Origin of the sequence: Erwinia psidii (genome assembly GCF_003846135.1) — a bacterium.
Lineage (GTDB): Bacteria > Pseudomonadota > Gammaproteobacteria > Enterobacterales > Enterobacteriaceae > Erwinia > Erwinia psidii.
Genome location: NZ_RHHM01000017.1, coordinates 49,917 through 74,630 on the forward strand (window position 1 = coordinate 49,917; position 24,714 = coordinate 74,630).

The window sequence follows — 24,714 nt, forward strand, 5'->3', positions numbered from 1 at the left end:
TTATTTGTAAGCACTGGGACAATCAGGCGAGACGTCTTGTACCTCTATATAGAGACATTGAAACAGAGACTGGATGCCATCAACCAATTGCGCGTCGATCGCGCTCTTGCTGCCATGGGACCTGCGTTTCAACAGGTTTACAGTCTGCTGCCAACCTTATTGCATTTTCATCATCCGCTGATGCCGGGTTACCTTGAGGGTAGCGTTCCACATGGCATCAGCTTTTACACGCCCGATGAAAACCAGACGCTCTGGCTCAATGATTTACAAACTAAAATTGGGTCCAGCCTCGCGCGCTCCCGGCCTGGTGAAATGCCGATCACCGGCGTTTATTCTATGGGTAGTACCTCATCCGTCGGTCAGAATCTTACCTCGGATCTTGATATCTGGGTCTGTCACCAGTCATGGCTGGATAATGGCGAGCGCCTCTCCCTGCAAAAAAAATGCACGCTGCTGGAAAAATGGTGTGCGTCAATGGGGGTTGAAGTCAGCTTCTTCCTGATTGATGAAAACCGCTTTCGGCACAACGAAAGCGGTAGCCTGGGCGGCGAAGACTGTGGTTCAACCCAGCACATTTTGCTCCTGGATGAGTTTTATCGTTCCGCTGTCCGTCTGGCCGGCAAACGTATCTTGTGGAATATGGTGCCGGGCGAGGAAGAAGAGCACTACGACGACTATGTTATGTCGCTGTATCAAAAAGGCGTGCTGACGCCCAATGAATGGCTGGATTTGGGAGGGCTGGATACGCTCTCTGCCGAAGAGTATTTTGGTGCCAGCCTGTGGCAACTCTACAAAAGTATCGACTCGCCCTACAAGGCGGTGCTGAAGACGTTGCTGCTGGAAGCCTATTCCTGGGAATACCCAACGACCCGGCTGCTGGCGATGGATATCAAACAGCGTCTGCACGATGGTGAGATTGTGTCCTACGGCCTTGATCCTTACTGCATGATGCTGGAAAGAGTGACGCACTACCTTACCAGTATTGATGATCCTGCCCGTCTCGATCTTGTCAGACGCTGTTTCTATCTGAAAGTGCGTGAAAAACTGTCGGAACAGCGCGGAGAATCCGGCTGGCGGCGTCAAATTCTTACGCAACTGGTCAACGAATGGGGCTGGGACGCAGAGCGTGTGGCGATCCTGGACAGCCGGGCTGACTGGAAAATCGAGCGTGTGCGGGAAGCGCACAATGAGTTGCTCGACGCGATGATGCAAAGTTACCGTAACCTGATCCGCTTTGCCCGCCGTAATAATCTGAGTGTCAGCGCCAGCCCACAGGATATCGGGGTACTGACCCGTAAACTTTATGCCGTGTTTGAAGCTTTGCCCGGCAAAGTGACGCTGGTTAATCCTCAGATTTCGCCGGATCTGTCTGAACCACATCTGACTTTTATTCATGTGCCACCGGGCCGGGCGAACCGTGCCGGCTGGTATCTCTACAATCAGTCGCCTGATATGCAGTCGATCATCAGCCATCAGCCGCTGGAATATAACCGCTACCTTAATAAGCTGGTGGCCTGGGCGTGGTTCAACGGGCTGCTGACCAGCAAAACCCGACTGCATATCAAAGGGAATGAAATTTGCGATCTTGCTCGCCTGCAGGAGCTGGTGGCCGATGTCTCGAATCATTTCCCTTTGCGGTTGTCGGCACCCACGGCAAAAGCACTTTACAGCCCATGCGAGATCCGCCATTTAGCGATTATCGTCAATCTGGAGCACGATCCTACCGCTGCTTTTCGTAATCAGGTGGTTCATTTTGATTTTCGCAAGCTGGATGTGTTCAGTTTTGGCCAGCAGCAGCAGTGTCTGATTGGCAGTATCGATCTGCTGTACCGCAATTCGTGGAATGAAGTGCGGACGCTGCATTTTAGCGGTGAGCAGGCGATGATCGAAGGGCTGAAAACCATACTCGGCAAAATGCACCAGGATGCGGCTCCGCCCGACAGCGTTGAGGTGTTTTGCTACAGCCAGCATCTGCGTGGGCTGATCCGCACCAGGGTCCAGCAACTGGTTTCGGAATGTATTGAACTTCGCCTGTCCAGTACTCGCCAGGAGCCTGGCCGGTTCAAGGCGGTGCGAGTGGCGGGTCAGACTTGGGGACTGTTCTTTGAGCGGCTCAGTGTGTCGGTACAGAAGCTGGAAAACGCCATCGAGTTTTATGGCGCGATCTCTAACAATAAGCTACATGGACTATCAATAAAGGTAGAAACTGACCATGTGAAGCTGCCTTCGGTGGTGAATGGCTATGCCAGCGAGGGGATCATTCAGTTCTTTTTCGAAGATACCAGGGACGAGCGTGGCTTTAATATCTACATTCTGGATGAAACCAACAGGGTGGAGATTTATCACCACTGCGAAGGGAGTAAAGAAGAGCTGGTTCGCGATGTCAGCCGTTTCTATTCCTCATCACACGATCGCTTTACTTACGGCTCCAGCTTTACCAATTTTAACCTGCCGCAGTTTTATCAAATTGTGCAGGCTGACGGGCGTTTTCAGGTTATCCCTTTCCGCAGCCAGACGCTGGCACAACTCTGTGTCACCCTGTCAGAGAACGAACATAACGACGATTACGATCAGCGCTACCAGATGCACTGACATCGTGCGCCGCTGGTAAATAAATGCCATCTCTGACCCGGTTTTGGCATTAAAAGACAAATCATAATGACACTATTCACAGAGCAATACCGCCAGCCTCGTTTCTGCCAGATTTAAACCTATACTCGCACCATATTGGATAAAGGGAAATCCTGTGGGGAATATATGGATAAAGGAAATGAATTAACGGGCAATCAGGGAAATGAATTTGGTCTTTTTATTTCCATTCTTCTGTTGTTACTCGGCTGTATTTTGTTTTTTTTCTCTTTTGACCGACAAATTGTCTCTATTCTGAAAACGACGCTGATGCATGAAATGGGTATTGGCAATAAAGAGTATTCCTGGCTGATAACCGCCTTTATGTTCCCCTATATCATGATGTATTTCGTTTCGGGCGCGTTGGTGGATAAATTTGGCAGCCGCTATGTGCTGACTTTGCTGATGATCCTTATGTCGGTAGCCACATTGATTACCGGTTTCTCACGTTCGCTAACCGGTATGCTGGTAGGCCGCTTTATTCTTGGCGTGGCGGAATCCGGCGTGGTACCTGCCTTGACGTTGGCGATATTTACCTGGTTCAAGGCGCAACAGCGGGCTTTTGCTTTTCAACTGACCAATATCATTCAGTCACTGGGGTTGATCGTTGCGCCACCTTTTATCGCCTGGGTCACACTGGCTGGTGGCTGGCGCTGGGCATTTTTTATTCCCGCACTGGCCGGTATTATGATTGGTCTGATGTGGTTTATCGCCAGCCGCCGTCAGCCAGCTTCAGTGCAATCGCTGCCTGAAAACCAACACGACAGCATTTCGGTGTTGCAGCGTTATAAGTTCGTGCTCACTTCGGCTCCCGTCTGGACATTAATTATCGCCCGCCTGCTGACCGATCCTTTCTGGTTTTTTTATCAGTACTGGCAGATTGGCTTTATGCAGGAAAAACTGGGACTGAGCCTTGCGCGCGTGGGTGAACTGATGTGGTTTCCGCCTCTGGCGGCGGTGTTTGGGGTCCTGTTGGTGTGCCGCATTTCCGATCGGCTGGTGACCAGGGGAGTGGAGCCAACCCGCGCACGTCTCAATCTGATCTGGGCGGTGTCCTGCCTTGCGCCGCTGATTTTCTTCCTGCCAACGGTAGAAAATGTCTGGCTGGCGGTAGGCATCATGACGGTCATTAACTTTATGTGCACGGCCTGGCTGAGTATGGTGACGATCATGATGGGTGGCCTGGTACCGCGCGCGGCCATTGCCACCGCTATTGGCATTATGAGCGCTCTTGGAGGCATCAGCGCCATGCTTTTCAACGGTTTCGTCGGCACTATCATCGATATCTATGGCTATGCGTTGCCCGTTTATGTCGGTGCCGTCCTTCATCCCGCTGGCGCTATCGTGCTGGCCGTTTATTTCCTGCGCCGCAAAAATATTAAGGAGAAGATATGAGTGTGAGTGTCTCAACCATCGGCGAGGCATGTGCAGACTTTAACGTGTTGTATTGCCTACTGCATCATCAGGGAACGCTGTTTGCCGCCTGGTATGACGCTGGCCATCGCATCACGGTAGGATGCCGCCGTCCCGGCGCGTCAATATGGGAAATTTTTCAGCCTGACGGATTCTGGCTGCCGCAGCGCAATCGTCACGCCAATATCACCGACTATGACTCCCATAACTATCTGACGATGGCGACCGACAGCGAAGGCTATCTACATCTTTCCGGCAATATGCATGTTGATCCTCTGATCTACTTCCGTTCTGAGAAGCCGTTGGATATTTCTTCCCTGCGCGTTGTCCGATCAATGACCGGCGATCGTGAAGATCGCACTACCTACCCGCTCTTTTTTAAAGATCGTCAGGGGCGTTTGCTGTTTCGCTACCGTGATGGCTGTAGCGGCAACGGTGATGATATTTATAACGTCTATGATACCGCGCGACAGCAATGGTCCCGGCTTCTGGCGTCGCCGCTGTTAGATGGCGAAGGCCTGCGTAACGGCTATGCGCGCCCCCCGGTTGCCGGAGCGGATGGCTGGTGGCACATGATTTGGATGTGGCGTGAAACGCCACACTGTGAGACGAACAACAATTTATCTTATGCGCGCAGTCGTGACCTGCAACACTGGGAAACGTCAGCCGGACAGCGCCTGACGCTGCCCATTTCACGGGAGAGAGGTGAAATTGTCGATGACGCCGATGTGGGGGACGGTCTGATCAATATGGTGCAGGAGGTGGGCTTTGATCATCAGGGCAGGCCGCTGCTGATTTATCACCGCTACGACGAAAACGGTCATTCACAGGCCTTTCTTGCCAGACCGGATGGCGCGGGGAAATGGCAAAAAAAACAGCTAAGTCAGTGGCATTTTCGCTGGGATTTTAAAGGGCCGGGTTCTATTCCGCCGGACCTGATTCTTCAGCCGCCACGCCCGGTAGCGGACGGTATGCTGGAGGTCAGCTGGACGTCGCGATGGACAGGTTCCGGTCGCTGGCTGATTGAGGAAGCGTCATTAAAGGTGGTGGCTACGCTTCCCGCCAGCGTGACACTGCCTGAAAAGCTTTTCCAGCCCAACCAGCAGCTACATTCGGCCGCAGAAGTGCAGGTCCATGCGGCGCAAAACAGCGACTACAGCCCGCAGAATCAGTACTGGTTGCGATGGGAAGCGTTGCCAATTTGTCGCGACGAGCCTTATCCGGCAACGGTGGCGGCGGGCAGGCTGGAACTGGTTGAAGCCGTGCCGCACTGCGATGCCCCGTCTTAAAAGGTGTAGACAACATTCCGGCCAGGCTCACAGACACTGGCCGGGCGAAATTCCAAACTGCTTACGAAACAGGCGGGAAAAATAACTGGCTTCACTCAGCCCGACATATTTTCCCGCTTCCGATACCGTCATATTGCTGTACTGGAGGTGATACTTTGCCTGCAGCAGTCTCATGGTGGTCAGGTATTTTTGCGGCGATACGCCGGTATAGTCAGTAAAGCCTCTTTGCAACGTCCGGCGTGAAATCGAAAAATCACGGCACAGGCGATCAAGATCCAGCGGTTCGGCCAGATGAGTGTTCAGCCAGATAATAATCTGGCTAATGCGATCGTCGCTGGAAGAGAAGTCCTGGGTTTTATAACGCCACTGATTAAGCACGTGTAATGCCTCCAGGAAAATCATCTCCTTGTGGCTTTCGCAAAGCAGTTTATTTTCATATTGCATTGCCGAATGCGACAGCAATTTGTTTATAATTTTTTGCATAATGTGCGTGTTAATTTGCCACACGTTGCTTTCTTCAGGACGAATAAGCAGATGCTCAATATTTTTCAGGATGTTAAATTTGTCCGGTGCGAGATAAAGCAGATTGACCTGCTTTAAATTTTTCATTTCTTCAAACAGGTGATAGTCATGGCGATTGAGATAACATAACGTTCCGGCGGTTAATAAATAAGGCTTTTCATTAATGATATGAATGCCGCTGCCTTTTTCGACAAGAAATAATTCACAATATTCGTGCCGGTGTTCCACACAGAGGCTTTTTTCCGGCTGCCAGAAATGAAAAACGACTTTTTCATCAGGATGGCGAAAGTGCGTCTCGCGTGGAAGTGTAATGGTCATTGCTGAATATCCTTATCACGGGCACTCCCAAAAAATAAACTGTTATAATTAAACAGTTGGTCACGCTTGTAATTGCCACACATCACAAAAACGGAAAAACAGGCCCCGGGTTATAACACTCGCGTCAGCCAGACTGTTTTGCTGGCATGTTTGTACCAACACGTTTGATTCCCGTCACAATTCATTTTCCACCCGCTGGTAACTTACCGCCAGGTGGGCAGAATAGTGATTTGATTTACTGGTTCATTATTAAGGGAAGCGCCATGTTTTTTTTCTACAAAAATTCAAACCAGCAAAGAGCAGGTGAAGGCGTAACGCGCCGCGTGCTGGCTCACGCGGGTGGCATGATGTGCGTGGAGGTTCGGTTTGCGCAGGGGGCGATTGGTCCGATGCACACTCATCCTCATGAACAGCTTACCTATGTGCGGTCCGGCGTTTTCCTTTTTACCATCGGCAGCGAGCAGCATGAGGTAAGAGCGGGCGATACCTTATATAAAAAACCCAATATTCTGCACGGTTGCGTCTGTCTGGAAAGCGGGGTGCTGGTCGATATGTTTACCCCGCAGCGTGAGGATTTTTTGTAAGGGGCTGGTGTAAAACATCGGGGGAAAAGACCGCCCTGCCGTTTCACAGCAAGGCCGTGACATCATCCACATCCGCCGCCTGAGATGCGCTTTCCTGCACGTTTGCCATTTCCTGTTGCTTTTAACACTTCACCTGCGATGATAGGTAACCAACAGGCATTAATAACGAGCAGAATGAGCATGGACAAAATGACTTGCCGGATGGCGCTGGTGCTGGCTGTGACCAGCCTGGCGGGATGTGGATTGAAAGGGCCATTGTATTTCCCCCCCCCGGAACAACCTCAGAAACAGACGTCGACTGGCAGTAAACCAGCGCAGCAGCCAGAGGCCACCGCCACAGGCTCGGACCAACAAGCGGCTCATTAACGATGAAGCAACCACCGGAGCCAAAAATGCAGTTCTCCAAAATGCACGGTCTTGGCAATGACTTTATGGTGGTCGATGCCGTGACGCAAAATGTTTATTTCTCACCAGAGTTGATCCGCCGTCTGGCGGATCGGCATCTGGGGATCGGTTTCGATCAGCTACTGATTGTCGAACCACCCTATGATCCTGATCTTGATTTTCATTACCGTATCTTCAACGCTGACGGCAGTGAAGTCGCACAGTGTGGCAATGGCGCACGCTGTTTTGCTCGCTTTGTCCGCCTGAAAGGGCTGACCAACAAAAGTGATATTCACGTCAGTACTCAGACCGGCCGCATGGTGCTCAGTGTGACCCAGGATGAACTGGTGTGCGTTAACATGGGTGAACCTAATTTTGAACCACAGCAGGTTCCGTTCCGTGCCAACAAAGCGGAAAATCTCTATCTGATGCGGGCAGCTGAACAGACGGTGATGTGCGGTGTGGTGTCAATGGGTAATCCACACTGTGTGCTGCAGGTGGACAGTGTTAACACTGCCCAGGTTGAAATCCTTGGTCCGGTGCTGGAAAGCCATGAACGTTTTCCTGAGCGGGTCAACGTCGGTTTTATGGAAATTGTCAGCCGCGAGTATATCCGCCTTCGCGTCTATGAGCGCGGTGCCGGTGAAACGCAGGCCTGTGGCAGCGGGGCCTGTGCCGCCGTTGCGGTGGGGATCCAACAGGCCCTGCTGACGGAAAAAGTCCGTGTCGATCTGCCCGGCGGCACGCTGAACATATCCTGGAAGGGGCCCGGCCAGCCGCTGTACATGACCGGTCCTGCCACTCACGTTTATGACGGATTTATTCATCTATGAAAAATCTCGGGGAACAACAGGCGCTTCACAATCTGCTGGACGACGGTGTTGTCAGCGATTACCTGCTGCAAAATCCGAACTTCTTTATTCGTAATGCCCGTCAGGTTGAACAAATGCAGGTTCCGCACCCGATTCGCGGGACAGTGTCTCTGGTTGAATGGCAGTTGGGCCGCCAGCGACATCATATTGCACAACTGGAAGAAGAGATCACCCTGCTGATGGAGCAGGCCTGTGCCAATCAGCAGCTGTTTGAGCGCCTGTTGTCATTACAGGCCCGGTTGGCATCATCTTCCAGCCTGCATGAGATGCTCAATCGCCTGCACCGCTGGGCGCGGGAACTGGGCCTGGCAGGTGCCAACCTGCGGTTGTTCAGCGACAAATGGCGCATTGGTGCGCCCTCTGATTTCACCCAGCTGGCGCTGTCACGTCCGGCATTTGAGCCGGTTCGTGTTCAGCGTCTGGGAAAAGAACGCCACTATCTGGGCAGTCTGAATGGTCCCGAACTGCTGCTGCTGTTACCCCAGGCCAAAGCGATTGGTTCCGTTGCCCTTTCGCTGATGGGCGAGCAGGGGGATCTGGGTGTACTGATCTTCAGCAGCCGCGATAATCAGCACTACCAGTCCGGGATGGGCACGGTGCTGTTGCAGCACCTGTCACAGATGCTGCCGGAACTCCTGCTGCGCTGGATTGAACGGGCATGAGTATCGACTCATCTCTACAGTCAGCCGTTGAGGGATTTTTGCGCTATCTGAAGGTAGAGCGACAGCTCAGTCCGCTGACGCAGCTCAATTATCGACGTCAGCTTAGCGCTTGTGTCTCTCTGCTAGATGAGATGAAGCTTGCTGACTGGGACAGCCTCGATGCCGCTCAGGTCCGTTCTCTCGCCGCCCGCAGTCGACGCACCGGATTAAAGCCAGCAAGCCTTGCACTGCGGCTCTCTGCCTTGCGTAGCTTTCTGGACTGGCTGACTGACCAGGGGGTGCTGAAGGCGAATCCGGCAAGAGGCATCGCCACACCCGCCGCGCCGCGCCATCTGCCAAAGAATATTGATGTGGATGAGGTCGATCGCCTGTTGGCGATTGATCCCAACGATCCGCTTGCGGTACGTGACCGGGCGATGTTGGAAATCATGTATGGTGCGGGTTTGCGTCTGTCTGAACTGGTTGGCATCGATACCGGCCATCTTGATCTGGCTTCCGGCGAGGTGTGGGTGGTCGGTAAAGGCAGTAAAGAGCGTCGCCTGCCGATAGGCCGCATGGCGGTGCAGTGGATCGATCACTGGTTGGAAATGCGTGACCTGTTTATGCCGGAGGACAACGCGGTCTTTCTGTCGAAGCAGGGAAAACGTATTTCGGTGAGAAACGTGCAGAAGCGCTTTGCCGAATGGGGGGTGAAGCAGGGCATTTCCAGCCATATTCATCCCCACAAGTTACGCCACTCCTTTGCTACCCATATGCTGGAATCCAGCGGTGATTTGCGCGCCGTGCAGGAGCTGCTGGGCCATGCCAACCTCAGCACCACGCAAATCTACACTCATCTTGATTTCCAACACCTGGCGTCGGTTTACGATGCTGCTCATCCCCGTGCGAAACGAGGTAAATCCTGATGCACTTTTACCGACCGCTGCGCCCGATTGCGGCAATGACGTTTGACCTGGATGACACGCTGTACGATAACCGTCCGGTGATTTTTCGTACCACTGAAGCATCTCACGCCTTTCTCCGGGCATATCATCCGGCGCTAAGTGATTTCAGTCTGGAACAGTATCAGCAGTTGCGCGACAGCCTGCGTGAGCAGGAGCCGGAGATTTATCACGATGTCACCGAATGGCGGCGTCGTGCTGTCGAACTGGCGATGCTCAGGGTGGGTCTCAACAGCCATCAGGCCAGTGAAGGTTCGCAGAAAGTGATGGCGCATTTTGCTTACTGGCGAAGCAAAGTTGAGGTACCTGATGAAACCCACTGTACCCTCAGTGCTCTGGCAAAACGTATCCCACTGGTGGCGATCACCAATGGTAATGCCGAACCGCATCTGTTCGGTCTGGATAAGTACTTTCAGTTTATTCTGCGCGCCGGACCGGATGGCCGCGCCAAGCCGTTTCATGATATGTATCATCTGGCTGCTTCCCGGTTGAATCTGCCGCCGGAGCGCATTTTACACATCGGAGACGACCTTACCACTGATGTGGCTGGTTCCTTACGCGCTGGATTTCAGGCCTGCTGGATCAATCTGCATGAAGGTAATCTGATGAACATGGCGGACTGCCGCCTGTTACCCACGCTGGAAATTTCGCGGTTGGCATCGCTGACGGCGCTGGTATAATACGCTGGTTAAATATCCAGTGGAGTGCTGACCGCTCCCCCTTTACTGACGGTGCTTATGGACGTTTCTGACCTGCTCGACAGCCTGAATGATAAACAGCGCGACGCCGTTGCCGCGCCGCGTAGCAACCTGTTGGTTCTGGCGGGAGCAGGCAGTGGTAAAACCCGCGTACTGGTGCACCGGATCGCCTGGCTGCTGGCGGTAGAGAACTGTTCCCCCTGGTCCATTATGGCGGTGACTTTTACCAACAAGGCCGCGGCTGAAATGCGCCACCGCATCGGAGAGCTGGTCGGCACCAGTCAGGGCGGCATGTGGATTGGGACTTTCCACGGGCTTGCCCATCGTCTGCTGCGGGCGCACCATCTTGATGCCGGTCTGCCGCAGGATTTCCAGATCCTCGACACGGAAGATCAGCTGCGGCTGTTGAAGCGCCTGATCAAGGCGATGAACCTTGATGACAAGCAGTGGCCTGCCCGCCAGGCGATGTGGTATATCGGCGGCAAGAAAGATGAAGGGCTTCGGCCAAAACATATCGACAGCTACGGTAACCCGGTTGAGCAGACCTGGCTGCGGATTTATCAGGCCTATCAGGAGGCCTGCGATCGTGCGGGTCTGGTAGATTTTGCCGAGTTGCTGCTACGTGCCCACGAGCTGTGGCTGAACAAACCGCATATCCTCAACCATTACCGCGAGCGTTTCAGCAATATTCTGGTGGACGAATTCCAGGATACCAACAATATTCAGTACGCATGGATACGTCTGCTGGCGGGTGACACGGGAAAAGTGATTATCGTTGGTGATGATGACCAGTCAATCTATGGCTGGCGTGGGGCGCAGGTGGAAAATATCCAGCGCTTTCTTAACGATTTCAGCGGGGCGCAAACCATCCGTCTGGAGCAGAACTACCGCTCCACCAATAATATCCTCAAGGCCGCTAACGCGCTGATCGCCAACAATAACGGGCGACTGGGTAAAGCGCTGTGGACCGATGGCAGCGACGGAGAGCCCATTGCCATTTATTGCGCGTTTAACGAGCTTGATGAAGCGCGCTTTGTGGTCAACCGTATCAGGGTGTGGATGGAAAACGGCGGTGCGCTGAATGACTGTGCCATCCTTTATCGCAGTAACGCCCAGTCGCGTGTGCTGGAAGAGGCACTGTTGCAAACCAGTATGCCTTACCGTATCTACGGCGGGATGCGCTTCTTTGAACGTCAGGAAATCAAAGACGCACTGGCCTATCTGCGGCTGATTGCCAATCGCAATGATGATGCGGCTTTTGAGCGTGTGGTCAATACCCCCACACGGGGTATCGGTGACCGCACGCTTGATGTTGTGCGGCAGACTTCCCGTGAGCGTCAGCTGACGCTGTGGCAAACCACCCGCGCTTTACTACAGGAAAAAGCGCTGGCTGGTCGGGCGGCCTCCGCGCTGCAACGCTTCACCGAGCTGGTGGATTCCCTTGCCCATGAAACCAGTGAACTGCCGTTGCATGTTCAGACCGACCGCGTTATCAAGGATTCCGGTCTGTGGCTGATGTACGAGCAGGAAAAAGGCGAGAAAGGCCAGGCGCGCATCGAAAACCTTGAGGAGCTGGTCAACGCCACCCGGCAATATAGCTATCAGGATGAAGATGAAGATTTAATGCCGTTGCAGGCTTTTCTGTCCCATGCCGCGCTGGAGGCGGGGGAAGGCCAGGCCGATAAGTGGCAGGATGCGGTGCAGCTGATGACATTGCACTCGGCGAAGGGCCTTGAATTTAAGCAGGTGTTTATCGTTGGTATGGAAGAGGGAATGTTCCCAAGCCAGATGTCGCTTGATGAAGGTGGCAGACTGGAGGAAGAGCGTCGTCTGGCCTATGTCGGCATAACGCGTGCGATGCAAAAGTTAACGCTGACCTATGCAGAAACCCGCCGTCTTTACGGCAAAGAGGTGTATCACCGTCCGTCACGCTTTGTGGGGGAACTGCCGGAAGCGTGCGTCGAAGAAGTACGCCTGCGTGCCAGCGTCAGTCGGCCGGTCAGTCATCAGCGTATGGGTACGCCTGTGGCGAAGAACGACAGCGGTTTTGTGCTTGGTCAGCGCGTGCGTCATACCAAATTTGGAGAGGGCACCATTGTTAATCTGGAAGGCAGCGGTGAACACAGCCGCCTGCAGGTGGCTTTTCAGGGGCAGGGCATCAAATGGCTGGTGGCCGCCTACGCGAAGCTGGAATCGGTCTGATCCTGCCAGATGACCGGGTAGCAAAGCGTTTTGCCGCCCGGCGACAGCCAATCAGCGTGAGAATCGGTCGCCCGGTTGTGCACCAGCGTACCAGGCCATCACCTCCGTCGTTCCCTCGCCCCCTTCCGCTGGTGCCCAGTGCATACAGTCATCTTCGGTCAGTGCCTGATAAGGGCCGTGTTTCACCTCAAAAATCACCCCGCCTTCATCCAGTGACAGCACCGCGTGCCACGTAAATGCCGGCATTTCCTGTAACAAAATATCTTCGCCCAGCACGGTGCGATCGGTAACCTCGCCCGCGTCGTTGAACTGCAACACCACAAAGCGCCCCTTCAGTGGCGTCAGCAACTCCCAGGTCTGGGGATGGCGGTGGGGACGGATGTAAGTGCCTGGCTCCATTGCGATAGCCAGGCGTTGTACCGGATCGCTGAGTTCTTCATGCAGGGTACGATGTGAACGCAAACGGGCCACGCTGGCCGCCTGCTGACTCATGCTGCTTAAGTCGGAACGGGAAATCTGTTTCATTCTGGTCCTTATTAACCGGGGGTTGTTATTGACGCCATTTTCGGCACAGCGTAACATGCGCGCACCATTACCCTAAGAGGACATTTGCCTTGGACACACCCAGTAGATACTGGCTCAAAGACCTGGACAACAGGTATAACTCCTAAGGCTATCCTCTTCTGCTGATAGCCTTCGTGGTTGTTGGCGACCCCATTTTTGTCGCTCTGAGTCAGATCGACCGAATCCCCTTGTGTTCAGGCGTTAGTCCCATGTTACTGCGATTTGGGAGTAGAGCCATGCTGAGTGCATTTAAACTTGATCACGGCCGTCTGGCCCGTCTGGAGCTGGAAGAACCCACCGATGAACTGTCCAGTTCGGTCTGGGTTGATCTGATCGAGCCAGTTGACACCGAGCGCGAGCGCGTCCAGAACGAGCTGGGCCAAAGCCTGGCGACCCGCCCTGAACTGGAAGATATCGAGGCCTCTGCCCGTTTTTTCGAGGATGAAGATGGGCTGCATATCCACTCATTTTTCTTTTATGAAGATGCGGATGACCACGCCGGAAACTCAACGGTGGCCTTTACCATCCGTGAGGGACGCCTCTATACCCTGCGTGAACGTGAACTGCCTGCTTTTCGCCTTTACCGTATGCGTGCGCGCAATCAGACCTTGATCGATGGTAACGCATGGGAACTGTTGCTGGATCTGTTTGAAACCAAAATAGAACAGTTGGCCGACGAGATAGAAAATATCTACAGCGATCTGGAAAAACTCAGTCGGGTCATCATGGAAGGGCAGCAGGGCGATGAATTTGACGCCGCCTTATCAACGCTGGCAGAGCTGGAAGATATCGGCTGGAAAGTGCGCCTGTGTCTGATGGATACGCAGCGGGCACTGAATTTCCTGGTGCGCAAGGCGCGACTGCCGGCAAATCAGTTGGAACAGGCGCGGGAAATCCTGCGCGATATTGAATCGCTCTTACCGCATAACGAATCGCTGTTCCAGAAGGTTAACTTCCTGATGCAGGCGGCAATGGGCTTTATTAACATTGAGCAGAACCGCATTATCAAAATCTTCTCAGTGGTGTCTGTGGTATTCCTGCCACCCACGCTGGTGGCCTCCAGCTACGGGATGAACTTTGAGTTTATGCCGGAGCTGAAATGGAGCTTTGGCTATCCCGGTGCGATTTGCCTGATGATCCTCGCAGGACTTGCGCCTTACGCGTACTTTAAGCGCCGGAACTGGCTGTAAACGCATCGAAAGCGCACTGGCAAGCGCGGTCGCCGGATTGAAAATAACCTGCTCTCAATAACGCTGAGCAGGTTTAGTCTGTCCGCTTTCAGGCCCGCTGATGCCTGTTTTGCCGTAATGTCAGTAGCGCGTCGAAAATAAACAGTGCCAGCGCCGCCCAGATAAAAGTAAACGTCATGGCTTTGTCAGCCGTCATCTGTTCACCGTAAAATACCACCGCCAGCAGAAACATCAGGGTTGGCCCCAGGTACTGAAAGAATCCCACGGTTGACAGTCGCAGACGGGCGCAGGCCGCAGTAAAGAACATCAGTGGGATGGTGGTCACAATACCTGCCGCAATCAGTAACAGGTTAAGTGATAACGGGTTTTGGCTCAGGTGGCTGGTGTTGCTGTCGGCGACACCAAACAGGTAAATGGCCGCCGCCGGAAGCAGCCAGCAGGTTTCGATTAGCATGCCGGTTTTGGCATCCACGCCAATTTTTTTGCGTAGCAGACCATAGAAAGAGAAGGTGACCGCCAGCGCTAACGCGATAATCGGTACGGAACCAAACTTCCAAAGCTGCACCAACACGCCGCAGGTGGCCAGCGCGACAGCCAACCACTGCAACCGACGAAAGCGCTCGCCAAGAAACAGCATACCAACCACTACGTTAAACAGCGGATTAATAAAGTAGCCGAGACTGGCTTCCAGCATGTGATGGTTATTGACGGCCCAGATAAAAATCAGCCAGTTAGAGCAAATTACCGTTGCAGAAACCGCCAGAAGCAGCACTTTTTGCGGCTGTTGGCCAACACGTTTCACCTGTGGCCAGCTGCGGGTGAGGCTGACCAAAAGCAACATAAAAAAGAATGACCAGATCACCCGATGTGTCATGATCTCCCCGGCATTAACTTGCTGGATTAGTTTGAAATAGGCGGGTGCAATACCCCAGATAACATAAGCGCCCAGGGCAAAAAGTACACCCTGCCGCGTTTGTTTTGCATCCATGAAACGTATTTCCTTAATAAGTATATTGATTAGCTGACCAGATACGTCGCCGTGGCGCTGGCGATGTATACCGCAACATCATTATGCAGCTCCACCCTGGCAACAGCTACCTTGTTCCCACCGCGCAGCAGGCTGCTGGTGGCGATAAACTGCTCTCCACGACCGGGACGAAGATAATCAACGCGCAGATCGATGGTACCCATTCGCGACAGTCGCTGACGTAATTCAGCCTCAGTCATGCCCGCATGACGTAAAAGGGCGTTATTAACACACACCAGTCCTGCTGCCACATCCAGTACAGAAGCGATAACGCCGCCATGCAGGATCTGCTGTGCTGCATTGCCAACCAGCGACGGTTGGTTGGCAAAACGCAGTTCGGCGTAATCCGGCTCCAGCGTCTTCAGTTGCAGGCCCAGTTGGCGGTTAAATGGCATTCCATTGACAAAAATCTCACCGACCAGGCGGCAGATGGCATCCTGGCTGAGGGGAACGTTGGTGCTCATGCGTTTCCTTTGCGGCGAAATACGCGAAGTTGAAGGTAAACAGATCGTTATTTTATGCGCTGAGAGAGAGGCTTTCCACATTGTAAAAACATAGCTAATGTCGTTCCATTTTTGTGTGTAGAATGGCGTGCTTTTTACACACAACACCATCTGAGTGCAACACCATTTCTTCTCTGGAGAACACTATGTCTATGCTGAAAGGATTGCTGGTTGCAGCACTCCTGTTGCCCACCTTAGCGTTGGCACAAGAAGCCACCGTGACTCAGGTACATGATCAGCCCGCGGTGCGTGGCAGTATTATTGCCAATCTTTTGGAAAAACATGATAACCCGTTTGTCCTGTATCCTTATGAAAGCAATTACATTTTGTATACCGACACCAGTGATATTAATAAAGAGGCCATACAGAGCTACAACTGGGCGGATAAAGCGAAGCATGACGAAGTTAAATTTCAGCTGAGTCTGGCGTTTCCGCTGTGGCGTGGCATCCTCGGTGATAATTCCGTGCTGGCCGCCTCTTATACCCAGGGTTCCTGGTGGCAGCTCTCTAACCGTGGTGGTTCTTCACCTTTCAGGGAAACCGACTATCAGCCACAGATCTTTCTGGGCTGGGCGACTGACTATAGCTTTGCAGGCTGGACGCTACGTGATGTGGAAATGGGCCTGAATCACCAGTCGAATGGTCGCTCTGAGCCAACCTCGCGCAGCTGGAACCGTGTCTATGCCCGGTTTATGGTGCAAAACGGTAACTGGCTGGTCGAGGCAAAGCCGTGGTATCGCCTTCCCGAAAGTGAAAATAACGATGATAACCCTGATATCACTAAGTATATGGGGTACTATCGTCTGACAGTTGGCTATCAGATGGGTGAGAGCATTTTCAGTCTGCAAGGCAACTATAACTGGAACAGTGGCTACGGCGGTGCACAGTTGGGCTGGAGCTATCCAATCAATGAGCACGTTCGCTTCTATACACAGCTGTTCAGTGGTTATGGTGAGTCGATGATTGACTATAATCACCGCCAGACCCGGCTTGGGGTTGGCGTAACGCTGAACGACCTGTTTTAATGTTTTTCTGGCGGCTGAATCCTTCAGTCCGCCGTTTTTGGATTTGGGGAAGATGTGTCTACGGCTGCTGTGATTGATCAGGAAACGCTGGCAGAACGGGTTTTACAGGAAACCTTCGGCTACCAGCAATTCCGACCGGGGCAACAAACCATTATTCAGGCTTCGCTGAAAGGACGCGACTGTCTGGTGGTGATGCCAACCGGTGGCGGTAAATCTCTTTGCTACCAGATCCCAGCGCTGGTTCGTGATGGCCTGACACTGGTGGTGTCGCCGCTGATCTCACTGATGAAAGATCAGGTCGATCAGTTAATGGCCAACGGTGTTTCCGCCGCCTGCCTTAACTCAACCCAGACACGGGAAGAGCAGTATGAGGTGATTGCCGGGTGCCGTACCGGGCAGATCAGGCTGTTATACATCGCGCCTGAGCGGCTGATGATGGATAACTTTCTTGATAACCTGCTGCACTGGAATCCGGCCATGCTGGCAGTGGATGAAGCGCACTGTATCTCCCAATGGGGGCACGACTTCCGCCCGGAATACGGCGCGCTGGGGCAGCTACGACAGCGGCTTCCCGATGTGCCGGTAATGGCGCTGACCGCAACGGCTGATGAAACCACCCGCAACGACATTGTGCGCCTGCTGCAACTGCACGATCCTTTAATCCAAATCAGTAGCTTTGACCGCCCCAATATCCGTTACACGCTGGTAGAAAAATTCAAGCCCACCGAGCAATTACTGCGCTATGTGCAGGATCAGCGCGGCAAGTGCGGCATTATCTATTGCAACAGTCGCGCCAAAGTGGAGGATACCGCCGCCCGCCTGCAGAGCCGTGGGCTGAGCGTTGGCGCTTATCATGCCGGGATGGACAATACGCATCGCGCTCAGGTGCAGGACGCATTCCAGCGCGATGACCTGCAAATCGTGGTGGCGACGGTAGCTTTCGGGATGGGCATTAACAAACCAAATGTGCGGTTCGTGGTGCATTTTGATATCCCGCGCAATATTGAATCCTACTATCAGGAAACCGGCCGTGCCGGCCGGGATGGCCTGCCAGCCGAAGCGCTGATGCTTTACGATCCGGCAGATATGGCATGGTTGCGCCGTTGCCTGGAAGAAAAAGCGGGACCATTGCAGCAAATTGAGAGCCACAAGCTGAATGCGATGGGGGCTTTCGCGGAGGCGCAAACCTGTCGGCGTCTGGTGCTGCTGAATTATTTTGGCGAGGGGCGGCAGCTCCCCTGTGGTAACTGCGATATTTGTCTCGATCCGCCGCGCCGCTACGATGGCCTGGTGGAAGCACAAAAAGCGCTGTCCTGCATTTATCGCGTTGGGCAACGCTTTGGCATGGGCTACATCGTCGAGATCCTGCGCGGGGCAAACAACCAGCGCATTCGTGACATGCAGCATGACAAGCTGCCGGTATACGGTATTGGCCGTGAGCAGAGCCACGAACACTGGATTAGCGTGTTGCGTCAACTGATTCACTTAGGTCTGGTGACGCAGAATATTGCCATGCATTCTGCTTTGCAGCTTACCGAGGCTGCCCGACCTGTGCTGCGTGGTGAAATGCCGCTGATGCTGGCGGTGCCGCGTATGGTCAGCGCGAGGCCGCGTTACAGTAACCAAAAATCGTTCGGTGGCAATTACGACCGTAAACTGTTTGCCAGGCTGCGTAAGCTGCGAAAAGCCATTGCGGATGAAGAGAATATTCCCCCCTATGTGGTATTCAACGATGCCACGCTGATTGAAATGGCTGAACAGATGCCGCTGACAGCCGCAGAAATGTTAAGCATCAATGGCGTCGGTCAGCGTAAGCTGGAGCGTTTTGGTAAACCATTTATGCTGGTTATACGTGAGCATGTGGATGATGAAAGCTAGTTATCTGATAAGGAGATCGCACTGGTGACGTTGTTTGTGACCGTTGCGCTGGTCCATTTTGTTGCCCTGATGAGTCCCGGACCGAATTTTTTGTTTCACAAACGGCGGTAAGCCGATCCCGTGCGATGCTCAGTGGGATGGGGGTTACCCTGGGCGTGCTTATCTGGGCCAGGTCGCACTGATGGGCCTGAATCTGATCCTGCAAAAGATGGCGTGTCTGCATCCGATAATGATGGTTTCGGAGTGATTGCACTTGCTGTGGATGGGCTGGCAGATGCTGTGCCCGGCACGCCAGCAGCACAGAAATCCTGTTTTGTCGCCGGGACAAACCGTGGCGCTTTCTTACGGTGGCCGCTGTTTCTGCGTGGGCTTCTGACGAATCTGGCTAATCCCAAAGCGGTGGTCTGTTTTGGCAGCGTTTTCTCGCTGTTTATCGGACACGATGTCAGTGCGGGCCGGCGCCGGGCCTGTTTCTGCTGATTGTGCTTGAAACGCTGGCATGGCTCACGCTGGTGGTCAGCCTGTTTACCATGCCGGTGATGCGTCGTGGCTATCAGCGCACGGCGAAATGGATCGATGGTTTTGCCGGTGTGCTGTTTGTCGGATTCGGTATTTAACCTGATCCTGTCACGCTAATGCCTGATACCAGGAAAAGGTGACGTCTGAATGAGCAGAAAAAACAGCCCCGTTGAAGGGGCCGTTCAGGTTTGAGTGCCGTAAGCATCTCTTCGATCAGGCGATGCGTCTGGCTGACGCCAGTAGAGCACCCACCGCCACAAACATGCTGCCAAATATCCGGTTAAGCAACTGCATTTGGCGTGGCCCTTTGATCCAACCCGCAATGCGCTTTGCCAGAGTGGCATAGCCAATCATCACCACAATGTCCACTGCTACCGTGGTGGTCCCCAGCACCAGATACTGCATCGCCTGCGGCTGGTGTGGAATAATAAACTGTGGAAAAAGCGCCGCCAGAAAAACAATACTCTTGGGATTGGTCAGGTTAACCAGCACCGCCCGCCTGAACAGCTTGCGGCGGGGCATCGCTTTTGCCACGGCCTGTAGATCAATAGCGCCACTGGTTCGCCACTGCTGAATTCCCAGCCAGACCAGATAAGCGGCACCTGCCCATTTGAGTACTTCAAAGGCCAGCATCGACTGTGAGAACAGGGCGCCAAGACCAACACCCACCAGCACAATGTGCACGGCCAGGCCTACCTGTAAACCTGATATAGAGGCAACCGCGCCGCGATAGCCGTGGCTGATGCCGGTACTCATGGTGTTGATGGCACCGGAACCGGGTGAAAGGCTTAAAATGCTGGTGGTCAAAAGATAGGTCAGCCACCATTCGATGGTCATGGGTAACGCTCCCTGAACGTGCAGAAGTATGACACAATACGTCATTGTTGACGGTTGCGCTATGGGCTGACGGCGCGGCAAAACGGATAGCGCAAAGCTGAGAGACATAAAGCCAATGGGAAAGCAGAATAACGGCTGGGCCACGCGGGAAAAAGCCTTTGCGGCATTTGCCAGCGGCCCGCTGCTGGATTTCTGGCGGCGGCGGGAGGAAGGCGAATTTGTCGGCGTTGATAACGTGATGATTCGTTACGCCCGCTTCATCTCACCGCAACACAAGAATGTTATTTTGCTTTGTCCGGGGCGCATTGAAAGTTATGTGAAATACCCCGAACTTGCCTGGGATCTGTTTCATAGCGGGTATGACGTGGTGATTATCGATCACCGTGGGCAGGGCCGTTCCGGTCGGTTGTTAACCGATTCTCATCGTGGCCACGTTGAGTCATTTTCCCATTACGTTGATGATTTGGAAACGCTGTACCGGAAAGAGATTTTAAACCGGCCATATCTTCATCGTTTTGCCCTGGCCCACTCAATGGGCGGCGCGATCCTGACGTTACTGCTGGCCAGACTGCCAGGCGCGTTTGAGGCGGTGGCGCTGGCGTCACCCATGTTTGGTATTTTACTGCCGATGCCACAATGGATGGCGAACCGTATTCTTGACTGGGCAGATAAGCGGTCTGTCTTTCGTGAACGCTATGCGATTGGAACCGGGAAATGGCAGCCGCGTCCCTTCAGCATAAATCAGTTAACGCACAGTCGGGAACGCTATCGACGTAATTTACGATTTTACGCCGATGACCCCGGGCTGCGGGTGGGTGGCCCCACCTGGCACTGGGTACGGGAAAGCGTTCTGGCGGGTAAACGCATTCTCAGTCTTGCAAAAAATATTTCCACGCCGTTGCTGGTTTTACAGGCCGGAACGGACAAAGTGGTGAATAACCAGGCGCAGAATTTATTCTGTCAGATGATGACAGCCGCGGGACAGCCCTGTGAAGGGGCACAACCGCGGGTTATTTCCGGTGCGCGTCATGAAATCTTGTTTGAAAAAGACAGTATGCGCACCGAAGCACTGGAGGCTGTTTTGGCTTTTTTTGCCCGGTACTCCTGATGTTGCACTACTCAGATATGGCTTATTTGTGGGAAATAAACGTTCCCCTGATTACAAAACAACCAGAGGTTTTATGTACCCTATCGTTGCTTCCGATCTTGATGGCACACTGCTGTCCCCCGACCACCGTTTATCCTCGTTTGCCCGTGAAACCCTGCAACAGATGACCCGCAAAGGGGTAAATTTTATCTTCGCTACCGGGCGTCATTACGTTGATGTAGCCCAGATGCGTGACAGTATGGGCATTGATGCCTTTATGATCACCTCCAACGGTGCTCGTGTGCACAACGCTGCCGGAGAAATGGTGTTCAGCCACAATCTGGATGAAGATATTGCCCACGAACTTTATGCCATGCATTACAGCAACCCAGATATTTTTACCAATGTCTATCGTGAGGAAGCGTGGTTTTTGAACCGCCATCGTCCTGAGGAGATGGATTTTTTCTGCGAGTCTGACTTCAACTATCAACTTTATGAGCCGGGTTTGTTGCCGACCGATGGCATCAGTAAGGTATTTTTCACCTGCAGTGATGCAGAGCATCTTATTCCTGTGGAGGCGGCGTTGATTGCCCGCTGGGGCGATCGGGTGAATGTCAGTTTTTCGCTGCCGACCTGCCTTGAAGTGATGGCAGGTGGCGTCTCCAAAGGGCATGCGCTGGATGCGGTTGCGCAGTCACTTGGCTATTCTCTTCAGGATTGCATCGCCTTTGGTGATGCAATGAACGACAAAGAGATGCTGAATATGGTTGGTAAAGGTTGCATCATGAGCAATGCGCATCAGCGACTGAAGGATCTACTACCAGAGCTTGAAGTGATTGGCAGCAATGCGGATAACGCTGTACCCACCTACTTGCGTAAGCTTTACAGCGTCTGAATGGTGTGGTTTCCGCCCCGGTTCAGTCAGGGCGGAGATCGCTTATCGTTGCAAAAAATGTACGGCCTTATCCGGGAAGTCGGTAAACAACCCCTCTGTGCCAGCGTCGTGGTAGAGAATCTGGTAGAGTTGGTCGACGTTTTCAACCCAGTCCGGTAACTGGTCTGCACGGACGGTATAGGGATGAACCGCCAGACCGTTTTGATGCGCCTCTTTTGCCATCTCCGTCAGATGAATATGGCCTCTGGTCGACTCCGGTGTCACCAGCATGTGATAATCCGGGCCTATTCCGTCAACATATTCTGACAGGATTTTCATCGCGCCAGGCTTAAACATCCAGTCATAGCTGTAATTGACCCATTTGCCATTTTGCTGCTGCTGGGTTTCCTGCCAGTCTGTTTTTGCGATTAGCTGCACCAGCTTCAGGTTCATGCCGCGCTGTGGTTCCAGCTCCATTTTAATCCGTTTCACCTCGTTGTAGTCGAAGCATTGCAGATAAACCCGGTCACTTTTACGCGTATAGCCATAGCGCTTTAATACATCAAGCACCTTTGCTGAAATATCTTTCCCCTCACGCCGATGGAACCACGGCGCCTTAATCTCAGGATAAATGCCAATGTTTTTACCGGTGGAGTGATTTAAACCCTGAATAAATTCGATTTCTTCTGCAAAGGTATGCACACGGAAATCAGATTTCCCCATGGGAAAGCGTCCGGGAAACGTCTGTATCTTTTGACCATTTTTCACGGTAAAGCCTTCGGTGAACTTTAGCGTTTTAATCTCTGCCAACGTAAAGTCAATGGCGTAAAAACGACCATCTTTTCTCGCCCGACCGGGATAACGTTCCGCTACGTCGGTCACCCGATCGAGAAAGTGATCGTGCAGGACCACCAGCTCGTCATCCTTCGTCATCACCAGATCCTGTTCGAGAAAGTCGGCCCCCTGTGCATAGGCCATTGCTTTTGCCTCCAGGGTATGCTCAGGCAAATAGCCGCTCGCGCCACGATGGGCAATCACTGTCTTCGTCTCCGCTGCCGCGCACAGGGAAAACATCAGCAGCAGGCTCAGTATCAGTTTCTCAGGCATGATTTTTCTCCGTTGAGCGTTTATTTTCGCTCATCATTGCCAGCAACAGCAGAAGCACAGCCAGAATGCTGCCGCCGACCATGATGATAAATCCGCCGTCCCAGCCAAAAAAATCTACCGTATAGCCAACAATGGTGCTGGCGGCGACGGAACCGCCCAGATAGCCAAACAAACCGGTAAAACCCGCTGCGGTACCTGCGGCTTTTTTGGGTGCCAGCTCCAGAGCATGCAATCCGATTAACATCACCGGGCCATAAATCAAAAAGCCAATCACGATCATACAGGCCATATCGATACCGGGGTTGCCCGGAGGGTTAAGCCAGTAGACCACTGTCGATGCGGTCACCAGCAACATAAAAAACACGCCGGTCGCGCCGCGATTACCCCGGAAAACCTTATCTGACATCCAGCCGCATAACAGCGTGCCGGGAATACCGGCATATTCATAAAGAAACCAGGCCCACGAGGATTTATCCAGGGTGAAATGTTTTACTTCCTTCAGGTAAGTTGGTGACCAGTCAAGAATGCCGTAACGCAGCAGGTAGACAAAAACGTTTGCTACGGCGATATACCACAGTAGCCTGTTCGGCAGAATGTACTGCATAAAAATCTGCCTGGTGGTCAGTTCCTGTTCATGTTCCGCGTTGTAATCCGCCGGGTAATCCTGTTTGTATTCTTCGATTGATGGCAGACCACAGGATTGCGGCGTATCACGCATTAGCATAAATACCAGAATGGCGACCAGGATGGCGGCGAATGCTGGCATATATAATGCGGCTTTCCAGTCGTTAAACCAGGCCATTCCCAACAGAAACAGCAGTGGAGGGATCCCACCACCGACGTTATGCGCACAGTTCCACACTGAAACGATGCCGCCACGCTCCTTTTTTGACCACCAGTGAACCATGGTTCGGCCACAGGGAGGCCAGCCCATTCCCTGGAACCAGCCACACAAGAACAGTAATGTAAACATCACCATGATACTGGACGTGGCCCATGGGAAAAATCCCATCAATAACATCACCACTGAGGCAAGAATTAGCCCGGCAGGAAGAAAAACACGCGGATTGGAACGGTCTGAAACAGAACCCATGATAAATTTTGAGAAACCATAAGCGATTGAGATGCCGGAGAGCGCAAACCCCAGATCGCCGCGTGAGAATCCCTGCTCCACAAGATAAGGCATCGCCAGTGCAAAATTTTTGCGCACCAGGTAGTAGGCGGCATAACCGAAGAAGATGCCCATGAATATTTGCCAGCGAAGCTTTCGGTAGAGCGGATCGACCCGTTGAGCATCGACCTGTGGTTGATGTGGTGCAGGTTTGAAAATACTGATCATGTCGGCCTCCAATGGCACAGTTTTTTTCTTTATTTACGCCAGCGGTTGTGTCCTGAAACTAAATGGTCAGGCGGGCAGTGCGGTAGATTACAATCCGCGCAAAGAATAAGGGGAAACGCCAACGGGGAGTGTGAAAGAGTACGCAAATGTTACACTTTTATGACAGGCAGAAAGTTTGCGTGGGCGGTATTGCCCGGCTGACATGGTGCGCATGTCGCTTATTTGCCCTGAAAACATTGACGATGCTATGG

Annotated in this window: 23 protein-coding genes and 1 pseudogene; 17 read left to right on the forward strand and 7 right to left on the reverse strand. The window is 53.0% G+C overall.

What is annotated here, in order from left to right:
- Positions 1–36: 36 nt before the first annotated feature.
- From EB241_RS18180 to EB241_RS18190, 3 genes are all read left to right on the forward strand, one after another.
- Positions 37–2,592 (forward strand): class I adenylate cyclase, encoded by a 2,556-nt coding sequence (locus EB241_RS18180; protein WP_124234502.1) that lies wholly within the window; start codon positions 37–39, stop codon positions 2,590–2,592.
- Positions 2,593–2,757: 165 nt separating this feature from the next.
- Positions 2,758–4,023, forward strand: a complete 1,266-nt coding sequence (locus EB241_RS18185; protein WP_124234503.1) for an MFS transporter — start codon at positions 2,758–2,760, stop codon at positions 4,021–4,023.
- On the forward strand, positions 4,020–5,330 hold the full coding sequence (locus tag EB241_RS18190; RefSeq protein ID WP_124234504.1) for a BNR repeat-containing protein: 1,311 nt from the start codon (positions 4,020–4,022) through the stop codon (positions 5,328–5,330). The genes EB241_RS18185 and EB241_RS18190 overlap by 4 nt, the downstream gene beginning before the upstream one ends.
- A 27-nt stretch (positions 5,331–5,357) precedes the next feature.
- Here EB241_RS18190 and EB241_RS18195 read toward each other — a convergent pair whose 3' ends face one another.
- Positions 5,358–6,170 (reverse strand): helix-turn-helix domain-containing protein, encoded by an 813-nt coding sequence (locus EB241_RS18195; protein WP_124234505.1) that lies wholly within the window; start codon positions 6,168–6,170, stop codon positions 5,358–5,360.
- Positions 6,171–6,433: 263 nt separating this feature from the next.
- On the opposite strand from EB241_RS18195, the gene EB241_RS18200 reads away from it, so the two are divergent.
- The 7 genes from EB241_RS18200 to uvrD all read left to right on the forward strand — a co-directional run bounded on the left by EB241_RS18200 (position 6,434) and on the right by uvrD (position 12,513).
- Positions 6,434–6,754 (forward strand): cupin domain-containing protein, encoded by a 321-nt coding sequence (locus EB241_RS18200; RefSeq protein WP_124234506.1) that lies wholly within the window; start codon positions 6,434–6,436, stop codon positions 6,752–6,754.
- Positions 6,755–6,934: 180 nt separating this feature from the next.
- Positions 6,935–7,120, forward strand: coding sequence for an LPS translocon maturation chaperone LptM (gene lptM, locus EB241_RS18205; protein ID WP_124234507.1), 186 nt, complete (start codon positions 6,935–6,937; stop codon positions 7,118–7,120).
- A gap of 26 nt (positions 7,121–7,146) precedes the next feature.
- Positions 7,147–7,971, forward strand: coding sequence for a diaminopimelate epimerase (gene dapF / locus EB241_RS18210; protein ID WP_124234508.1), 825 nt, complete (start codon positions 7,147–7,149; stop codon positions 7,969–7,971).
- A complete protein-coding gene (locus EB241_RS18215; RefSeq protein WP_124234509.1) occupies positions 7,968–8,672 on the forward strand; it encodes a DUF484 domain-containing protein in 705 nt (234 codons plus the stop codon). The genes dapF and EB241_RS18215 overlap by 4 nt, the downstream gene beginning before the upstream one ends.
- On the forward strand, positions 8,669–9,577 hold the full coding sequence (gene xerC / locus EB241_RS18220) for a tyrosine recombinase XerC (RefSeq protein WP_124234510.1): 909 nt from the start codon (positions 8,669–8,671) through the stop codon (positions 9,575–9,577). The genes EB241_RS18215 and xerC overlap by 4 nt, the downstream gene beginning before the upstream one ends.
- The gene (gene yigB / locus EB241_RS18225) at positions 9,577–10,293 is read left to right on the forward strand and encodes a 5-amino-6-(5-phospho-D-ribitylamino)uracil phosphatase YigB (RefSeq protein ID WP_124234511.1); all 717 of its coding nucleotides are present in this window, start codon (positions 9,577–9,579) and stop codon (positions 10,291–10,293) included. The genes xerC and yigB overlap by 1 nt, the downstream gene beginning before the upstream one ends.
- A gap of 57 nt (positions 10,294–10,350) precedes the next feature.
- Positions 10,351–12,513, forward strand: coding sequence for a DNA helicase II (uvrD, locus tag EB241_RS18230; protein ID WP_124234512.1), 2,163 nt, complete (start codon positions 10,351–10,353; stop codon positions 12,511–12,513).
- 51 nt (positions 12,514–12,564) lie between these two features.
- Here uvrD and EB241_RS18235 read toward each other — a convergent pair whose 3' ends face one another.
- Positions 12,565–13,038, reverse strand: a complete 474-nt coding sequence (locus EB241_RS18235; RefSeq protein ID WP_124234513.1) for a WbuC family cupin fold metalloprotein — start codon at positions 13,036–13,038, stop codon at positions 12,565–12,567.
- Positions 13,039–13,127: 89 nt separating this feature from the next.
- Here EB241_RS18235 and ysgD point away from each other — a divergent pair, with 89 nt between their 5' ends.
- Together ysgD and corA are read left to right on the forward strand one after the other, a co-directional pair.
- The gene (gene ysgD, locus EB241_RS22020) at positions 13,128–13,184 is read left to right on the forward strand and encodes a YsgD/CorL family protein (protein WP_407644285.1); all 57 of its coding nucleotides are present in this window, start codon (positions 13,128–13,130) and stop codon (positions 13,182–13,184) included.
- Positions 13,185–13,313: 129 nt separating this feature from the next.
- Positions 13,314–14,267 carry a magnesium/cobalt transporter CorA gene (gene corA, locus EB241_RS18240; RefSeq protein WP_124234514.1) on the forward strand — a complete coding sequence of 318 codons (954 nt, stop codon included), beginning with the start codon at positions 13,314–13,316 and terminating at the stop codon, positions 14,265–14,267.
- A gap of 88 nt (positions 14,268–14,355) precedes the next feature.
- On the opposite strand, the gene rarD is transcribed toward corA, so the two are convergent.
- Entirely contained in the window at positions 14,356–15,255 is a 900-nt protein-coding gene (gene rarD, locus EB241_RS18245) for an EamA family transporter RarD (protein WP_124234515.1), read from the reverse strand.
- A 29-nt stretch (positions 15,256–15,284) separates the two neighbouring features.
- Positions 15,285–15,758 carry a thioesterase family protein gene (locus EB241_RS18250; protein ID WP_124234516.1) on the reverse strand — a complete coding sequence of 158 codons (474 nt, stop codon included), beginning with the start codon at positions 15,756–15,758 and terminating at the stop codon, positions 15,285–15,287.
- A gap of 185 nt (positions 15,759–15,943) precedes the next feature.
- Between EB241_RS18250 and pldA the strand changes: the two genes are divergently transcribed.
- The 3 genes and pseudogenes from pldA (at position 15,944) to EB241_RS18265 (ending at position 19,317) form a co-directional block, all read left to right on the forward strand.
- A complete protein-coding gene (gene pldA, locus EB241_RS18255) occupies positions 15,944–16,822 on the forward strand; it encodes a phospholipase A (RefSeq protein ID WP_124234517.1) in 879 nt (292 codons plus the stop codon).
- A gap of 54 nt (positions 16,823–16,876) precedes the next feature.
- Complete coding sequence (gene recQ, locus EB241_RS18260; RefSeq protein WP_124234518.1) at positions 16,877–18,700, forward strand: ATP-dependent DNA helicase RecQ; 1,824 nt, start codon at positions 16,877–16,879, stop codon at positions 18,698–18,700.
- A 21-nt stretch (positions 18,701–18,721) separates the two neighbouring features.
- Positions 18,722–19,317 (forward strand): annotated as a pseudogene (locus EB241_RS18265) (LysE family transporter).
- Positions 19,318–19,432: 115 nt separating this feature from the next.
- Here the strand turns inward: EB241_RS18265 and rhtB are convergent.
- Positions 19,433–20,056, reverse strand: coding sequence for a homoserine/homoserine lactone efflux protein (gene rhtB / locus EB241_RS18270; protein WP_124234519.1), 624 nt, complete (start codon positions 20,054–20,056; stop codon positions 19,433–19,435).
- A 115-nt stretch (positions 20,057–20,171) separates the two neighbouring features.
- On the opposite strand from rhtB, the gene pldB reads away from it, so the two are divergent.
- Together pldB and yigL are read left to right on the forward strand one after the other, a co-directional pair.
- The gene (gene pldB, locus EB241_RS18275) at positions 20,172–21,164 is read left to right on the forward strand and encodes a lysophospholipase L2 (protein ID WP_124234520.1); all 993 of its coding nucleotides are present in this window, start codon (positions 20,172–20,174) and stop codon (positions 21,162–21,164) included.
- 73 nt (positions 21,165–21,237) lie between these two features.
- Positions 21,238–22,038 (forward strand): sugar/pyridoxal phosphate phosphatase YigL, encoded by an 801-nt coding sequence (gene yigL, locus EB241_RS18280; RefSeq protein WP_124234521.1) that lies wholly within the window; start codon positions 21,238–21,240, stop codon positions 22,036–22,038.
- 42 nt (positions 22,039–22,080) lie between these two features.
- Here yigL and glpQ read toward each other — a convergent pair whose 3' ends face one another.
- Positions 22,081–23,124 carry a glycerophosphodiester phosphodiesterase gene (glpQ, locus tag EB241_RS18285; protein WP_124234522.1) on the reverse strand — a complete coding sequence of 348 codons (1,044 nt, stop codon included), beginning with the start codon at positions 23,122–23,124 and terminating at the stop codon, positions 22,081–22,083.
- Complete coding sequence (gene glpT / locus EB241_RS18290; protein ID WP_124234523.1) at positions 23,117–24,463, reverse strand: glycerol-3-phosphate transporter; 1,347 nt, start codon at positions 24,461–24,463, stop codon at positions 23,117–23,119. The genes glpQ and glpT overlap by 8 nt, the downstream gene beginning before the upstream one ends.
- Positions 24,464–24,714: the final 251 nt, after the last annotated feature.

Excerpts from the sequence above, each read along its gene's own strand:
- corA (WP_124234514.1), top strand. The coding sequence starts at position 13,314 with ATGCTGAGTGCATTTAAACTTGATCACGGCCGTCTGGCCCGTCTGGAG.
- yigL (WP_124234521.1), top strand. The coding sequence starts at position 21,238 with ATGTACCCTATCGTTGCTTCCGATCTTGATGGCACACTGCTGTCCCCC.
- EB241_RS18190 (WP_124234504.1), top strand. The coding sequence starts at position 4,020 with ATGAGTGTGAGTGTCTCAACCATCGGCGAGGCATGTGCAGACTTTAAC.
- dapF (WP_124234508.1), top strand. The coding sequence starts at position 7,147 with ATGCAGTTCTCCAAAATGCACGGTCTTGGCAATGACTTTATGGTGGTC.
- pldA (WP_124234517.1), top strand. The coding sequence starts at position 15,944 with ATGTCTATGCTGAAAGGATTGCTGGTTGCAGCACTCCTGTTGCCCACC.
- EB241_RS18215 (WP_124234509.1), top strand. The coding sequence starts at position 7,968 with ATGAAAAATCTCGGGGAACAACAGGCGCTTCACAATCTGCTGGACGAC.
- EB241_RS18250 (WP_124234516.1), bottom strand. The coding sequence starts at position 15,758 with ATGAGCACCAACGTTCCCCTCAGCCAGGATGCCATCTGCCGCCTGGTC.
- rarD (WP_124234515.1), bottom strand. The coding sequence starts at position 15,255 with ATGGATGCAAAACAAACGCGGCAGGGTGTACTTTTTGCCCTGGGCGCT.
- EB241_RS18195 (WP_124234505.1), bottom strand. The coding sequence starts at position 6,170 with ATGACCATTACACTTCCACGCGAGACGCACTTTCGCCATCCTGATGAA.
- rhtB (WP_124234519.1), bottom strand. The coding sequence starts at position 20,056 with ATGACCATCGAATGGTGGCTGACCTATCTTTTGACCACCAGCATTTTA.
- yigB (WP_124234511.1), top strand. The coding sequence starts at position 9,577 with ATGCACTTTTACCGACCGCTGCGCCCGATTGCGGCAATGACGTTTGAC.
- xerC (WP_124234510.1), top strand. The coding sequence starts at position 8,669 with ATGAGTATCGACTCATCTCTACAGTCAGCCGTTGAGGGATTTTTGCGC.
- pldB (WP_124234520.1), top strand. The coding sequence starts at position 20,172 with ATGGGAAAGCAGAATAACGGCTGGGCCACGCGGGAAAAAGCCTTTGCG.
- lptM (WP_124234507.1), top strand. The coding sequence starts at position 6,935 with ATGGACAAAATGACTTGCCGGATGGCGCTGGTGCTGGCTGTGACCAGC.
- glpQ (WP_124234522.1), bottom strand. The coding sequence starts at position 23,124 with ATGCCTGAGAAACTGATACTGAGCCTGCTGCTGATGTTTTCCCTGTGC.
- EB241_RS18200 (WP_124234506.1), top strand. The coding sequence starts at position 6,434 with ATGTTTTTTTTCTACAAAAATTCAAACCAGCAAAGAGCAGGTGAAGGC.
- glpT (WP_124234523.1), bottom strand. The coding sequence starts at position 24,463 with ATGATCAGTATTTTCAAACCTGCACCACATCAACCACAGGTCGATGCT.
- uvrD (WP_124234512.1), top strand. The coding sequence starts at position 10,351 with ATGGACGTTTCTGACCTGCTCGACAGCCTGAATGATAAACAGCGCGAC.
- EB241_RS18185 (WP_124234503.1), top strand. The coding sequence starts at position 2,758 with ATGGATAAAGGAAATGAATTAACGGGCAATCAGGGAAATGAATTTGGT.
- EB241_RS18235 (WP_124234513.1), bottom strand. The coding sequence starts at position 13,038 with ATGAAACAGATTTCCCGTTCCGACTTAAGCAGCATGAGTCAGCAGGCG.